This window comes from Streptomyces sp. NBC_00212, from assembly GCF_045206365.1.
Classification (GTDB): domain Bacteria; phylum Actinomycetota; class Actinomycetes; order Streptomycetales; family Streptomycetaceae; genus Streptomyces.
The window spans coordinates 2,062,848-2,076,877 of record NZ_CP108115.1; the positions used below are offsets into that span (position 1 = coordinate 2,062,848).

At 69.9% G+C, this 14,030-nt stretch carries 14 protein-coding genes; 3 read left to right on the top strand and 11 right to left on the bottom strand.

Annotated features, from left to right (window positions below):
- The first annotated feature begins 2 nt into the window (after positions 1 to 2).
- A complete protein-coding gene (locus tag OHA17_RS09525; protein ID WP_406505807.1) occupies positions 3 to 743 on the top strand; it encodes a sirohydrochlorin chelatase in 741 nt (246 codons plus the stop codon).
- 278 nt (positions 744 to 1,021) lie between these two features.
- Here OHA17_RS09525 and cyaB read toward each other — a convergent pair whose 3' ends face one another.
- From cyaB to OHA17_RS09540, 3 genes are read right to left on the bottom strand one after another with little or no spacing between them, the layout of a single operon-like run.
- Complete coding sequence (gene cyaB / locus OHA17_RS09530; RefSeq protein WP_406505809.1) at positions 1,022 to 1,579, bottom strand: class IV adenylate cyclase; 558 nt, start codon at positions 1,577 to 1,579, stop codon at positions 1,022 to 1,024.
- 13 nt (positions 1,580 to 1,592) lie between these two features.
- Positions 1,593 to 2,096, bottom strand: a complete 504-nt coding sequence (locus tag OHA17_RS09535; protein WP_406510947.1) for a hypothetical protein — start codon at positions 2,094 to 2,096, stop codon at positions 1,593 to 1,595.
- On the bottom strand, positions 2,000 to 2,359 hold the full coding sequence (locus tag OHA17_RS09540) for a helix-turn-helix domain-containing protein (protein WP_406510675.1): 360 nt from the start codon (positions 2,357 to 2,359) through the stop codon (positions 2,000 to 2,002). Before OHA17_RS09540 ends, OHA17_RS09535 begins: the two co-directional genes overlap by 97 nt.
- 212 nt (positions 2,360 to 2,571) lie before the next feature.
- Here OHA17_RS09540 and OHA17_RS09545 point away from each other — a divergent pair, with 212 nt between their 5' ends.
- Complete coding sequence (locus OHA17_RS09545; RefSeq protein ID WP_406505811.1) at positions 2,572 to 3,078, top strand: hypothetical protein; 507 nt, start codon at positions 2,572 to 2,574, stop codon at positions 3,076 to 3,078.
- A 250-nt stretch (positions 3,079 to 3,328) separates the two neighbouring features.
- On the opposite strand, the gene OHA17_RS09550 is transcribed toward OHA17_RS09545, so the two are convergent.
- The 3 genes from OHA17_RS09550 to OHA17_RS09560 form a co-directional block, all read right to left on the bottom strand.
- Positions 3,329 to 5,977 (bottom strand): fibronectin type III domain-containing protein, encoded by a 2,649-nt coding sequence (locus OHA17_RS09550; RefSeq protein ID WP_406505813.1) that lies wholly within the window; start codon positions 5,975 to 5,977, stop codon positions 3,329 to 3,331.
- 152 nt (positions 5,978 to 6,129) lie between these two features.
- Complete coding sequence (locus OHA17_RS09555; protein WP_406505815.1) at positions 6,130 to 6,708, bottom strand: TIGR03086 family metal-binding protein; 579 nt, start codon at positions 6,706 to 6,708, stop codon at positions 6,130 to 6,132.
- 62 nt (positions 6,709 to 6,770) lie between these two features.
- Complete coding sequence (locus tag OHA17_RS09560; RefSeq protein WP_406505817.1) at positions 6,771 to 7,403, bottom strand: DsbA family protein; 633 nt, start codon at positions 7,401 to 7,403, stop codon at positions 6,771 to 6,773.
- 159 nt (positions 7,404 to 7,562) lie between these two features.
- Here OHA17_RS09560 and OHA17_RS09565 point away from each other — a divergent pair, with 159 nt between their 5' ends.
- A complete protein-coding gene (locus OHA17_RS09565) occupies positions 7,563 to 8,414 on the top strand; it encodes an aldo/keto reductase (RefSeq protein WP_406505819.1) in 852 nt (283 codons plus the stop codon).
- A gap of 115 nt (positions 8,415 to 8,529) precedes the next feature.
- Here OHA17_RS09565 and OHA17_RS09570 read toward each other — a convergent pair whose 3' ends face one another.
- The 5 genes from OHA17_RS09570 to OHA17_RS09590 form a co-directional block, all read right to left on the bottom strand.
- A complete protein-coding gene (locus OHA17_RS09570; RefSeq protein WP_406505821.1) occupies positions 8,530 to 9,090 on the bottom strand; it encodes a DUF1697 domain-containing protein in 561 nt (186 codons plus the stop codon).
- A gap of 77 nt (positions 9,091 to 9,167) precedes the next feature.
- Positions 9,168 to 10,376, bottom strand: a complete 1,209-nt coding sequence (locus OHA17_RS09575) for a S8 family serine peptidase (RefSeq protein WP_406505822.1) — start codon at positions 10,374 to 10,376, stop codon at positions 9,168 to 9,170.
- Positions 10,377 to 10,888: 512 nt separating this feature from the next.
- Positions 10,889 to 12,199 (bottom strand): ABC transporter substrate-binding protein, encoded by a 1,311-nt coding sequence (locus OHA17_RS09580; protein ID WP_406505824.1) that lies wholly within the window; start codon positions 12,197 to 12,199, stop codon positions 10,889 to 10,891.
- A complete protein-coding gene (locus OHA17_RS09585) occupies positions 12,199 to 13,086 on the bottom strand; it encodes a carbohydrate ABC transporter permease (RefSeq protein ID WP_406505826.1) in 888 nt (295 codons plus the stop codon). The genes OHA17_RS09580 and OHA17_RS09585 overlap by 1 nt, the downstream gene beginning before the upstream one ends.
- Positions 13,035 to 13,973 carry a carbohydrate ABC transporter permease gene (locus OHA17_RS09590; protein ID WP_406505828.1) on the bottom strand — a complete coding sequence of 313 codons (939 nt, stop codon included), beginning with the start codon at positions 13,971 to 13,973 and terminating at the stop codon, positions 13,035 to 13,037. The genes OHA17_RS09585 and OHA17_RS09590 overlap by 52 nt, the downstream gene beginning before the upstream one ends.
- Positions 13,974 to 14,030 lie beyond the last annotated feature (57 nt).

Below are 14,030 nucleotides of genomic sequence, written 5' to 3' on the forward strand. Positions count from 1 at the left end.
CCGTGCACCGCCCGGTCCTCCTCGTCATAGCCCACGGCAGCCGCGACCCCCGGCACGCCGCGACCGTCCACGCCCTGGTGCGGCGGGTGCGGTCGCTGCGACCGGGGGTGCGCGTGGAGCTCGGATTCCTGGACTTCAACGCGCCGTCGGTCCCGCAGATCCTGGACCGCCTCGCGCTGGAAGGCGTACGGGACGTAGTGTCCCTCCCTCTCCTCCTGACCCGCGCCTTCCACGCCAAGGCGGACATCCCGGCGGTCCTCGGCCGGGCCCCGGCCCGCCTGAACATCCGCCTGGCCGACGTCCTCGGCCCCTCTCCCCTGCTGCTCGACACCTTGCAGCGGCGGCTGTACGAGGCGGGCCTCACCCCCGCCGACAAGCGCTCGACCGGGGTCGTCCTGGCCTCGGCGGGCTCCACCGACCCGGAGGCGATCGCAGTGATCGCTGAAATTGCGCGGGAGCTGCGGCACACCGGTTGGTGCGCCGTGCGGCCTGCGTTCGCCTCCGCGGCCCTGCCCCGCACGGAAGACGCCGTACGGGAACTGCGAGCCCTGGGCGTGCGCCGGGTGGCCGTCGCCCCGTACGTCATCGCCCCCGGCTTCCTGCCGGACCGGATCGCCCGGGGCGCGGCGGAGGCGGACGTCCTGGCGGAAGTGCTGGGCGCGGCACCGGAGTTGGCGCGGTTGCTGCTGTCCCGCTACGACGAGGCGAAGACCCGCCCTCGCAGCCCCGCGCTGACGGCTTGAGCCCGGCTCGCGGGTGCCGCGTTACTGGCTCAGCCTTCCGCCGTGTTGCAGGACGCGCACTCGACGTTGAACGGCTTGCCTGTCCGAGCATCGACCGTGAGGGTCACCCCGAACCCGTGCGGGCAGAAACGACGGGGGCACCTTCCGGGACGCCTTTCAACCCGAAGACGCCGCCAGCTCGCCAGTACCTGGCTGTACCGAGGGTCGTCCCACGTGCGGGGCACTCCGCACAACAGAGCCCCCTTCGGGCTGGCGAGGGCTCTCCACCATGATCCGGGTCAGCGGCTGCGCCGAGCCCGTACCGCGTCGGTGTACAGCTCCGTCGTCAGGTCGTCGGCCCCGATCCCCAGGTCCGCCAGGACTGAGCGGACGTCGTCCAGTGCGGCCGTCACGTCGGTCTCGTCAACGAGGGTCTCCACCTCGATGAACGTGCCGTCGAGCTCCGGGACCCGGACCAGGGTGGCGAGCATCTGCCGGCCGTAGGCCTTGAAGTCGTAGTTCCTGCACCGCTTCTCGAACGCGATGACCGGCACATAGCCGAGCTGGCGGAGCATGGCGTGCACGGCCTCCGCATCACTGACGCGGGTCTCGTACTCGGGCTTGGACCCCGACGCCTCATCGACCTTGGCAGCCTTGAACGTCAGGACGGTGCGAATGCCGTCCGCCCCGCGCACAGTTCGCACCCGCAGCTCCTGGTCCTTCTCCCCAAGGCCGCCCGCCCGGTCGTCGTAGTAGGTGTCGCGGTACACCTCGGCCCGGCCGGTGGCTCGCTCATCGAGACGGCGCAGCACCGCCTCGGGAGCATGGACGCGCGCCTTCAACTCGGCCTCGATCACCAGCGATCCCCTTTCACGCCGTGCGCTCGGCTCCATCGATGATCGCCTCGACCATGCGCCGGAAGCCGCGGTACAGCGGTCCGTGCGGCGTCTCCATCACCTTGTAGCACGCCGACTCATGGCCTTCCCAGCCTGCGTCGAAGGCACCCACGAACATCGTCGTATCAGTGCGGATGACGCGCCAGGTCGGAAGCATGCGGTACCGATACACCTGCACATCGCAGGTGCCTGTAAGCTCCCGCAGCCTCGCCTCGGCCAGGCGTACCCCGCTCGCCAGGGACTCGACCGATTCCCCGACCTCCGCCGCTCGTTGGGCGATCGCGACCGACTCGGGGTCGAGGAGCAACAGGCGCACCCGCAGGCCGTGACCACCCTGTTCGCGAGGAAGGCAAGCCCGCAGGAGCGAGTCGTTCAGTCCGATCAGGCCGAGTCCTCGAACCGCCAGCACATCCAACTCCCTTGCAGTGCCGGCTTGTTGACGGATCTCTTCACTGGCTGAGGCCTGCGAGGCGTACACGCGGACGACCTCAGGGAATGCGGCCAGGTCAAAGGCCGCGCCGCCCGAACGCCTCTCCCTGCTGGCCGCCGACCGAGGAGGTGGCGGGCGTCGTCGGGCATGTCCAGGCCGTCGGCGATCCGCTCGTACACGTCCAGGCGGGACACCTCGCGGCGGCCGTTGATGATTTCGTTCACGCGCCCCTGCGCCATGTCGATGGCCGCGCCGATCCTCGCCTGACTGGCCCCTGAGTACTGCTGTACGCACCGGAATACCGCACCCATGTCCCGACGACGCAGCGCCTGCCGCAGTTCGGCCGTCTCCCAGGCCCAGCCGGGAAGTTCGATCGCTGTCGGTAGTCCGGCCACCCTCCACCTCCCCTATCCGCAGGTGGGATACCAATCCATCTCACGGTGAGATTACCGCTCGGGTATCGAGATGCCTGCCGCTTCCCCGAGATCCTTGCCGCTCGAAGCAGCCCACTGCGGAGGCACCCATGAGCACCCTCGGAACCCCCCTTGCCCACCCCCTCACCGAGGCAGAGAGAGCGATCTCCGGCTGGCTCGCAGGCAGCCTCAACAGGCCCCAGGAGGCGTGGAATCAGTGGAAGGGCGGGCCCATCGCCCTACTGGCGCTCGGGCGCCAGTTCTCCGCCGTCCGCCTGGCCGAGGAGCTGGTGTACGCCATGGCTGTCGGCCAGGGGGCGACCGCGGTCCTGCGTGCGTGCCTGCGCGGGCCCGTCATCCACGACCCACGCGGGCGCCGGTTCTACGCGCTGGTCCCGCCGTCACCGTCACCCCCGAGCCTTGGCCCGTACGCCAGGCACCTCGGCCTCGGCCACTACCTCGGCGTGCCCCGCATCGGGGACAACGAGCCGGACGGGACCCACGCGAGCTACTGGGCCATCCCCATGTCCTCCCCCGGCGCCCTGTGCGATGCGATCCGGCTCGACGAAGTGATCGAGGCGGGCACGACCGCACTCGACAGCCAGGCCGAGTCATGACCGCGAAGCAGGCGCCGAGCACCTATGTGACTCCCGAGTGCCGAGAAGCCCGCAACCTCTGCTGGCCGGTCGGACACACGCACTGCCCCGGCCCATTGGAGGTGCGCCGTTGGCAGGGTGAGGCACCCCTTGAAGTGCTGAAATGCGCCTGCCCCTGCCACCCCAAGAATTCCCGAGCCAGCCGGCCCCTCAAGGTGCCGCCATGACCGATACACGGCCCGTCGCTCCTGCGCATCCGCTTGCGTCCGCTTCACGACTGGGTCAGAGATCCAGCCGCGACCCCCGGCCCCACCCCCGCCGCCGTGACGGCCGCGACCGTGAACGTGTAGCGCTTCCCCGGCACAAGACCCCCCACCACCCGGAACATCCCCTTCGCCGTCGGCTGGGTGACCAGGGCGTCCCGCCCGGTGACCTCCACGACCCGCCCGTCCGACACGGTGATCCGGTAGCCGATGACCTTGGCGTCGCCCATGGCTGCGGGCGGCGTCCACGCCACTGTCACCGCCCCGGCGCCGGCCCGCACCTTGACCCCGGTCGGCGCCCCCGGCAACACGACGGCCGTGCTCGGCGCGAGCGGCGCCGAGGCGAGCGACGGGGCGCTCTCGCCGTGGGCGTTGCGTGCGGTGACGGTCACCCTGAACGGCCCTTCCGACATCGCGAGTTGGGCAATGCGCACATACGCCTGGCGCGCGAAGTCCGCCGCCGAAATGTCAGCCCGCGCGGCTTCGGTTCCGTCGGGGCGCAGGGCCTTCGCGGTGTAGCCGGTCAGTGGTGAACCGCCGTCCACATAGGCCGGGTTGAAGGTCACGTACAACGCGTCCGCGCCCGCCGTGCTCGTGCCCACGCGCGCCGGGGCCTCGGGCATGGAGACCGCCTGGCTCGTACGGTCGAGGACCGAGCGGTACGCGGGCTCGATCCCGGCGTTGGCGAGGATGTCCGGGGGCACGTCGGCGAGGCCCGCCATGATGCGGTTGCCCGTGGTCACCAGGCCCTTGCTGTTGCCGTCGGCGGTGCCCTCCTCCCACCAGTTGTCCTTGATCAGCGTCGGGTCGCTGTTGCCGAGCTTGTCGCGGTAGTCGGTGTGACGGCTGGCCACATTGGCGTACGCGGCGCCGTACAGGACGTTGCCCTGGACGGTCTCGTACGTGCAGCCGTTGTCGGTGTAGACGCTCTTGCCCAGGCCCCACTGGTCGTGGATGACGTTGCCGGTGACCTTCTCGCCGTCGGCCATCGACGTGCCGGTCAGGCCCTGGGTGTAGACGCCTCCGCCGTCGTCGAGGAGCTGCATGTAGTCGAAGATCAGGTTGTCGCGCACCGCGTTGTCGTGGCTCGGGTTGGGGGTCGCGGGCGAGCCGATCTTGTCGGGCCAGCCGCCCCAGCCCATCGAGATCGCGCTGTAGCCGAGGTGGTCGAGCTGGTTGTGCGCGATGGTGTTGTGCTGGGTGTAGCCGTTGAGGATGCCGACCCCGCCGTGGAACTCCCTTGGCAGCGCGTAGAGATGATTGTCCGTCACCTGGATGTCGGAGGCGACGGGCTTCCCGTCCACGCCGCCGATCTCCATCCCGTTGCCGGAGATGTCGGTGAACACGCTTGATCTGACCGTGGAGTTGGTCGTGCCCGTGCCCAGTTCGAGACCTGCGGCGCCGAGATGCGCAAAGGTGCTGTCGCTGATGTCGATGCCGCGCGCGTACGAGAAGGACACGTTGCCCGGCATCTTCGTCCAGGAGGCGAAGGGGCAGGTGCCGCCCGGGGTGAAGCCGCACAGGCCCTGGGTCGCCCAGCCCTTGGCGCCGGTGATGGTGTAGCCGGCCTGGATCTCGGAGAAGCCCTCGGGGCCGGACGGCGTCAGCCAGGTCGCGTAGCTGAACTGGAGACCCTGGAAGGCGACATCGTGCAGCGGCGCCTTCGCGGTGCCGTGCCCGTCGAGCAGCTTCTCGGCGGAGGCCGCCTCGATGTCGGCGCTCCTCGGGTCCTCGCCCTGGCGCGGCAGGTAGTACACGGTGTTCGCGGCGCGGTCGAGGTACCACTCGCCGGGCTGGTCGAGGAGTTCGTAGGCGTTCTCGACGTAGGAGGCCTCGCCGTTGTTGGTGAGCTTGCCGGGGCCGACCATGCTCACCGTGCGGCCGGGCCGGTCGGGGAACTCGACGCGCTTGTTGGAGTTGTCCCAGCACGGCTGGGCCATGGTGATCGCGGTGCCCTTGGCGGCGGCGACCTTGCAGCGGGGTTCGGTCCACTGGCCGAGTCCGTTGCGCTCGACGTTCCAGAGGGCCTCGCCGCTGGTGTACACGAACTCGGCGTCGGAGGGACGGCGCCAGCGCGCGATGGCGTCGGAGGTCGCGGTGTAGCCGGTGGACGTGGCGGCGAGGCCGACCGGCACCTCGCCCCTGGCACGCTGGCCGCGCACGCCGTCGACGTACAACTGCCGTGTGTCGCCGAGCCCTTGGGGTGCGGGTGCGGACCACAGCCCTGGGCGTCCGGACACCGGCTGCCAGCCCTCGACCTTGCGGCCGCCGCTGATGACGGTCGCCCCGGCGCCCGCACCCTGCCAGATGATGCGGTGGCCGTTCCGGCCGGAGTCGCGGGCGTCGAGTTCGAGCGGCTGGTCCATGCGGTACGTACCGGCCGCGAGGTGGACCGTGAGGTCGGCACTCTGGTGCGCCGCCCTGCCGCGCGCCACGTCGCGGGCGCGCGGCAGGCCGCGCACGGGGTGCTGGGCGGTGCCGTCGGCCAAATCGCTCCCGGTGGGGGACACATACACATCGGCCGAGGACGCGTGCGGCGAGCGTGCCGCAGCCGACGGCGCGAGGCCCGGGACGCCCAGGGCCAGGGCGGCCGCGAGTGCGAGGATCGGGGCGGCTCTTCGGGGCGCCGTCCGCGGCGCGCTCCGGGATGCGGGCATGTTCCCTCCCAGTGGGAGCTCATGGGACCGGCCCCCTGAGCCACTGGAAAGGTAGGAGCATTGACGCACCACGGTCAACACATCGAGCCGGATTCCTCGGGATTCCTCGCCAACTCTCCCTAGTCATCGGATCACTTGAGTGTGCATTGCCGTCAGGCGACCCAGTGCGGATCGCGGCCGGAGGCGGCCAGGGCGCGCTCGAAGGCGGCGGCCGCGGACGGCAGGTCAACCGGGTCGGCGAAGCCCTGGTACTGGCGGTAGAGCTCGGCGTTGTCCTCGACGACCTTCAGGACGAACGCGGCGGACTCCTCGGAGATCCGCACCTCCTGCCCAGTGGCGCGCGCGACGTCCCAGCCGTGGACCACCATCTCCTTGACGACCATCGAGGCGATGTGCGCAGCGGCCAGCGCGGTCCCGCCCAGATCGACCTCGCCCTCCCAGACGGCCGGGTCGGCCCACGCGGCGACGGCCCGGTCGAGCTGGGCGGCGTACCGCTCGGGCCAGTCGGCGTCGGCGGTGAAGTCGCACGCGGCGAGCTCGTCCGGGAGCGGCTTGCGCAACGCCCGGTGCTCCAGGCCGTGCGAGGTGTACAGGACCCAGTGGTTGACCAGCGCCCGCACGTCCCACTCCCCGCAGGGAGTGGGCCCGGCGAGCTGCCCGGGAGTGACGCCGCGCGCGATGCGGGCGGCCTCTGCTGCGCATTCGGTCATGACACGGTGTTCGTTCTTCATGCGCCCAGCCTGCCGTCGCAGCCCTCCCCCGGTATTGAAGAAACGCGACAAGATCGCTGACCTCAGTCGAAGCGGAGGGAGCCCGTCCGGGTCCGCTTCAGCTCGAAGAAGTCGGGGTACGCGGCGATCGTGCGCACGCTGTCGAAGAGCTGGGCCGCCTCCTCGCCGCGCGGGATCGAGCTGAGCACCGGGCCGAAGTAGACCTTGCCGTCGAAGTGCATGGTCGGCGTGCCGACGTAGCCGTCCTCCGCCGGGTCCTTGCCCGCGTCGTGGCTGCGGCGCACGGCCTCGTCGTGCGCCGGGTCGTGGGCGGCTTCGGCGAGCGCGGCGGGCAGGCCGAGCTCCGCGAGCGACTGGGCGATCACCTCGTTGAAGTCCTGGTTCTTGTCCTGGTGGATGCGGGTGCCGAAAGCGGTGTACAGATCGCGCAGCACGCCGTCGCCGTGCGCCTCGGCCGCCGCGACGGCGACCCGGACGGGGCCGATCGAGCGGTCGACCAAGTCCCGGTACCAGTCGGGCAGTTCATTGCCGACGTTGTGGAAGTAGAGGCTCATCGGCCTGAATCTCAGCTCGATGTCGCGGTGCCGCTCGACCTCCAGCATCCAGCGGGAGGTGATCCAGGCGAAGGGGCAGGCGGGGTCGAAGTAGAAGTCGACGGTGGTGCGCTGCGCGAGGTCTGTCGTGGTGTCCGTCATGGGTCGAGCGTAGCCCGGCAATGGCCCCCACCACTGGTCCAATCATGCCTGCGATCACTGGGCCATTTTGACGCCGGACGGCTCGGCCCTTCCCCTGGCCGTCGCCCGGAACCCGCCCTGTCGGCCGGAGCGCGGCGGGCGGTCGTATACGGTCCGGCCATGATCTCTGAGACCTTCGTACTCGGCGGCGACCGGCCCCTGCGGCGGCTCGGCTTCGGCACCGCGCAGCTCACCGGGCCCGGCTACTGGGGCCCGCGCGGCGAACGGGCGGACGCCCTCGCCGTGCTGCGCCGGGCGGTGGACCGGGGTGTCACGCTGATCGACACGGCCGACAACTACGGCCCGGACCTCGCCGAGGAACTCGTCGCGGAGGCGCTCCACCCCTACCGGGCCGATGTGGTGATCGCGACCAAGGGCGGAGTCGTACGGACCAGCGACAGTGCCTGGCACATCGCGGGGCGGCCCGAGCAGTTGCGGGCGATGTGCGAGGCGAGCCTGCGCCGGCTGCGGGTGGAGACCATCGACCTGTACCAGTTGCACCGACTCGACCCCGACGTCCCCATGGCCGAACAGCTGGGCGCGCTCGACGAGTTGAGGCGGGAGGGCAAGATCCGGCACATCGGTCTGGACAGCGTCTCGGCCGAGCAGGTGGAGCAGGCGCTCCGGCTGACCGGCATCGCCTCCGTGCAGAACCGCTTCAACCTCCTCGACCGGGAGTCGGCGGCGGTCCTCGCCCTGTGCGAGGCGCACGGCCTGGCGTTTCTGCCCTGGTTGCCGCTGGCCAACGGCGCACTCACCGGCGAGGCGGCGGCCGACCTCGACCGGATCGCCCGGCAGCACGGCGCGACCAGGGGCCAGATCGCCCTGGCTTGGCTGCTGCACCGCTCCCCTGCCCTGTGCCCGACGCCGGGCACCGGCTCACTTGCGCATCTGGAGGAGAACCTGAATGCGCCCCAACTCGACTTGTCCGACGCCGAGTTGAACACATTGGACGCGCTTCAGGCGTCCTGAGCCGACTAACTCCCCTGGTGGAGGCGGCCGTGAACGGGCTCGCCTGACGGAAGGGGAGCAGCCGTCCGTCCTCGGTGCGACGCCACAGCGGACTGCGACGGGTGGGCATGGCGCCTCAGGCGTCGGCCGCCTCCGTCATCCGCACCAGCGCCTTGACGGTGTTCCAGTTGCGGGAGGTCGCGTCGATGCCCTTGAGCAGTCCGGGCCGGGACAGGGCGGCGCCGAGCTGCGACTTGCCGAGGCCGTCGGGCGCGTACAGATAGAGCACCTGGTCGCCGAGCCGGAACTCCTCGGGGAGGAAGGCTGCCTGGTCGATGGAGGCGAAGCGGTCGGCGGTGACGGGCGGGCCCGCGAAGAAGGTGGCGTGCAGCTGCTTGCCCTCAAGATCGTCGGCCGGGAAGGGACAGCCGTCGAGGACGGACCGCAGATAGGGGCCGCTGCGCACCATGCAGGCGACGCGGAAGCCGAAGTGCTTCTCGATGGCGGCCTCCAGGCCGGCCGCAAGCGCGTCCTGATCGCGGGAGGTGCTACTGAAGACGGCGTTTCCGCTGTTGAGGTACGTCTTCACATCGCCGTGGCCCAACTCGCCGAGGATTTTCCGGAGGTCGGCCATGGGAACTTTTTTGTTCCCGCCCACATTGATGCCGCGCAGCAGTGCGGCGTACGTCGTCGTCATGGGGTCACCCTAAAGCGGCCCCCGCGCCCCGTGGGGGACGGGCGCGGGGGTCGCCGTTCGGTGCTGCTGAACGGTGTCTACTCGACGATCTTCAGCAGCTTGTTCGGGGTGCCGGGGCTCGCGTTGGAGATCTTGTCGGCCGTGGCGCCCTTGGTGAGGGCGTCGGAGACCTGGGCCGGGGTGGCGTCCTTGTGGCCGGCCAGGTAGACGGCCGCGGCGCCGACGACGTGCGGGGTCGCCATGGACGTACCGGAGATGGTGTTGGTGGCCGTGTCGCTGGTGTTCCAGTCGGAGGTGATGTCCGAGCCGGGGGCGTAGAGGTCGACCACCGAACCGAAGTTGGAGAAGTCGGACTGCTTGTCGTCCTTGGTGGAGGAGGCGACGGTGATGGCTTCCTTCACGTGGGCCGGCGAACTGTTGCCCGCGTCGGCGGACTCGTTGCCGGCCGCGATGCCGAAGGTGACGCCGGAGGCGATCGCCTTCTGGACGGCCTCGTCCAGCGCCGGGTCGGCGGTGCCGCCGAGGCTCATGTTGGCGACCGAGGGGCCCTTGTGGTTCTTGGTGACCCAGTCGATGCCCGCGACGACCTGTTCGGTGCTGCCGGAGCCCTGGTTGTCGAGGACGCGCACGGCGACGATCTTCGCCTTCTTGGCCACGCCGTGCTCGGCACCCGCGATGGTGCCCGCCACGTGCGTGCCGTGGCCGTTGCCGTCGTCCGCGTTGTCGTTGTTGTCGACCGCGTTGAAGCCGTAGGAGGCCCGCCCGCCGAAGTCCTTGTGGGAGATGCGGACTCCGGTGTCGATCACATACGCGGTGACGCCGTCCCCGGCGCTGTCCGGGTAGGTGTACTTCCCGTCGCCCTTGGTGTCGGCCTGGTCGATCCGGTCAAGGCCCCAGGACGGCGGGTTCGCCTGCTCCGCGTTGATGTGGAACTTCTTGTTCTGTACGACCTTGCCGACGGACGGGTCGGCGGCGAGCCGCTTGGCCTCGGTCTCCGAAAGCCCGCTGGCGGAGAAGCCGTTGAGGGAGGAGGAGTAGTCGCGCTGGAGCTTGCCGCCGTACTCCTCGGCGAGCTTGCGCTTGGAGTCGGACGTGGCCGACTTGTCGAGCAGGACGATGTAGCTTCCGTCCACCGCGTTCTGGGCGTGCAGTCCGTAGACCGTGCCTTCGGCGGGGGCGGCTCCGGCGAACGGAGAGTTCAGTGCGGTCACTCCGGCCGCCGCAACGACGGCGGTTATGGCTGCGGTGAGCTTGATCTTCTTGCTCGCGCGCTTGTGAGTTGCCATGAAGAGGGGTCTCCTCGTCACTATTTGTGGGGGGTTTGCCTACCGGACGGAAACTTTCCGGGGCTGGTTCGAAACCCTTGCCGATTGACGCGCGCAGATCAAGGACTTCATGCAGCTGTGACTTACCCAACAAGCTTTCGTAATCAGATACCGGCCAGGAACGGGCAACTCGGGCTTCGTGAAGGGGCGATGAACACTCTGTGTGAACACGTCGACCTTTCCCTGGGCCCAACTCCCTTTACGTGTAAGGGGCTTCGGTACGCCTCGCCGGGGATGCCTCCACACCACAGGGATGAGTCCGGACCCGACGGGCTCACCTGAGAGCACGACGAGACGGCCGGATCGCACCCCTAACGTCGAAGGGTGGTCCGACGGCGCCGGGTCGTCGGCCACTGCCCAGGCGGCTGCCTGGCCTCACGCACGACGAGGCCGTCGAACCGCCGCCGGCCGAGACCGCCCCGGCCCGTTCGGGGGACGGGCCGGGGCAACCCGCAGGGCTCCCCTTTCAGAACTCACCGCTGATAGCGCGCGAGCACCCGGTTCCCGTCCTGGACCAGGCGTTTCTTCAACTCGGCCGCGTCGATCGCCCCGCTGTAGTACTCCTGCAGGGCGGGCGCGGCCACCTTGTCCTTCCATTCCGGGTAGCCCCGCACGGACTGCGCGGGGGCCGAGCGCAGATGCGGGGCGAGCGCCGCGCCGGTCGCCCAGCCGTCCTTGGCGGTGTGCAGGGCCGGGTCCTTGAGCGCCTCGGTTCCCGTCGGCAGCATCCAGTCGCCCTTGGCCAGCCGCACCATGTTCGCCGGGCTCAGCATGAAGTCGATGAACTGGGCGGCCTCCTTCTTGTGCGGGCTGTCCTGGGCGACCGACAGGGTCTGCGGGCTGACGCCCTGGTCCAGGCCCGCGCTGCCCGCCGGCGCCGGAAGTACCGTCCACTCGAAGCCGGGCGGGGCCTGCTGCACGATCTGCTGGCGGTAGGAGAACCCGAGCGGCACCATCGCGTACTTGCCGCCGAAGAACCCGGGCAGGGTGTCCGAACCACCCATGCCGAGGGTGCTGCGCGCCCCGCTCTTGTCGGTGTTGACCTGGTCATGAATGGTGTCGGGGACGACCGCGTCGCCGGCCGCGAACTCCACCTTCGCCTTGCCGTCGGCGCCTCGCGCGAAGAGCCGGCCGCCCGCGGAGAGCCCCAGGTTGAGGGTGACCGAGACGGGCTCCTTGAGCGGCCAGGCCACGCCGAACTTTCCGCCACCGCTCAGCCTCTTCGTCACCTGCCTGAACTCGGCCCAGCTCCAAGGCTGTTCGGCCGTGGGGATCCGAACCCCCGAGGACGTGAGGATCTTCGTGTTGGCGATCAGAACCCTCGGCTCCTGGAGGAACGGCACCCCGTACACCCCCTTGTCGAAGGTGGCCGTCTCCCAGCTCTGCGCCGGGATGTCGTCCTTGAGCCGCCGCGGGAGCAGACCGCCCAGGTCCGCCAGGTAGCCGCCGTACGCGAAGTCGGCCAGGTCGTCCGAGGCGTCGTGGATCACATCGGGCGCCTCGCCGCCCTCGAACGCGGTGAGCAGCTGGTCGTGGACCGTGTCCCAACTGCCCTGCACGTACTGGACCTGAATGCCTGGATGTGTCGCGTTCCACTCCTTGACCAGGGCCTTCGTCGCATCCACGGACTCCTTCTGCCAGGCCAGGGACTGGAAGCGGAGCCTGATGACTCCCCCGCTTCCCGAGTCGCCGTCCGAGCACCCGGCGAGCAGCGGCACGAGGAGGGCCAGCACGGCGGCCAGCGTCAACAGCCGTACGGATCCGGCCTGTTCACGAGCCCGCATCAGCTCTTCACCGCCCCGGTGAGCATGCCGCCGGTGATCCGCTTCTGGATGATCGCGAAGATCACCAGGGAGGGCAGGGTGGCGAGGAAGGCAGCTGCCGCGAGCGGGCCGAGGTCGGCCACTCCCTCCGCGCCGAGGAAGTGGGTGAGGACGACGGGCAGGGTCTGTTTCTCGGGGGTCTTCAGCAGAACGAGCGCGAAGAAGAATTCGTTCCACGCCGTGATGAAGGCGAAGAGCGCGGTCGCCACGATCCCGGGGGCGAGGAGGGGCGCGGTGACCGAGACGAGGATGCGCAGCCGCCCCGCACCGTCGACGGCGGCGGCCTCCTCCAACTCGGGTGGCACGGCGCGTACGTAGCCGTTCAGCATCCAGAGCGCGAACGGCAGCGACCAGACCACGTACACCATGACCAGACCGCCCACCGAGTTGATCGCGTGCAGGCTCTTGAGGACCAGGAACAGCGGAATGATCAGCAGCACGAACGGGAACGCCTGACTGATCACCACCCAGCCCGTGGCGGCGGCCGCGAGCCGGCCCCGGTGGCGGGCCATGACGTACGCCATCGGCGTCGCGATCACCACCGCGATGAGGGAGGCGGAGAGGGCCGCGATCAGGCTGTTCAGCCCCGCGTGGAGCAGGGGTTGTTCGTCGAAGGCCTGGCGGAAGTTGGCGAGCGTGGGGTGCCGGGGAATCCAGGTGGGGTGGAGCGAGCCCAGCTCGCGCGGTGGCTTGAAGGCGGTCGAGATCAGCCACAGGAACGGGAAGGCCAGGAAGACGAGATAGGCGAGCAGCGCCAGGTACTGTCCTGCGCGCCCCAACCTCCTTGTGCGCGCGGTCACTTGCCGTCTCCTTCCCTGAGACGGCCCACCAGGAAGACGGCGAGGCATACGGCGATCACGGCGACCATCACGCAGCCCATGGCCGCCGCGTACCCGAACTGACCGTAACGGAAGGCCTCTTCGTAGGCGAAGAGCATCGGCAGCCGGGTGCGGCCGCCCGGCCCGCCGTTGGTCAGCACGTAGACCAGGGCGAACGAATTGAAATTCCAGATGAAGTTGAGCGCCGTGATCGCGAGGGCCACCGGTTTCAGGGCGGGCCAGGTGACGGTGGTGAAGCGGCGCCAGGCGCCGGCCCCGTCGATGGCGGCGGCCTCGTGCAGTTCCCTCGGGGTGTTCTGCAGCCCGGCGAGGAGGGCGACCGTCGTCTGCGGCATGCCCGCCCAGACGCCGACGACGATTACGGCGGGCAGGGCGGTGGCGAGGCCGGTCAGCCAGTCCCGGCCGTCCCCGAGCCCCAGGTTGCGGACGGTTTCGTTGAGGATGCCCGCGTCGGGCTGGTAGACGAGGCGCCACATGATGCCGACCACGACCTCCGGCATGGCCCAGGGGATGATCGCGAGCGCCCGGGCCAGCCAGCGCAGCCGGAGTTTCTGGTTGAGGAGCAGCGCGAGCCCGAGGGCGAGCAGGAACTGGGGCACGGTGACGCCGACCGCCCACAGCAGCCCGATCCTGAACGACTCCCAGAACAGGCCGTCGTGCGCCAGGTCCCGGAAGTTGAGCAGCCCGACCCACTGGGTGGCGGCGGTGCGGCCCGACTGGGCGTCGGTGAAGGCCAGCGCGATGCCGTAGAGCAGCGGGCCCACGCTGAGCACCAGAATGGGGATGAGCGCCGGGAGCACCAGGAACCAGGCCCCGCCCGCGCCTGCGGCCCCGCCCCTGCGTCTGTTCGTCGGCTTTCGGGTGGCTGACCGTGCGCTGACGGTCGTCGATGTCACTGTTTCGACCCCTTTGTCCAGTAATGCCGAACAGCCTCCGTCATCGTGCTGACGGTC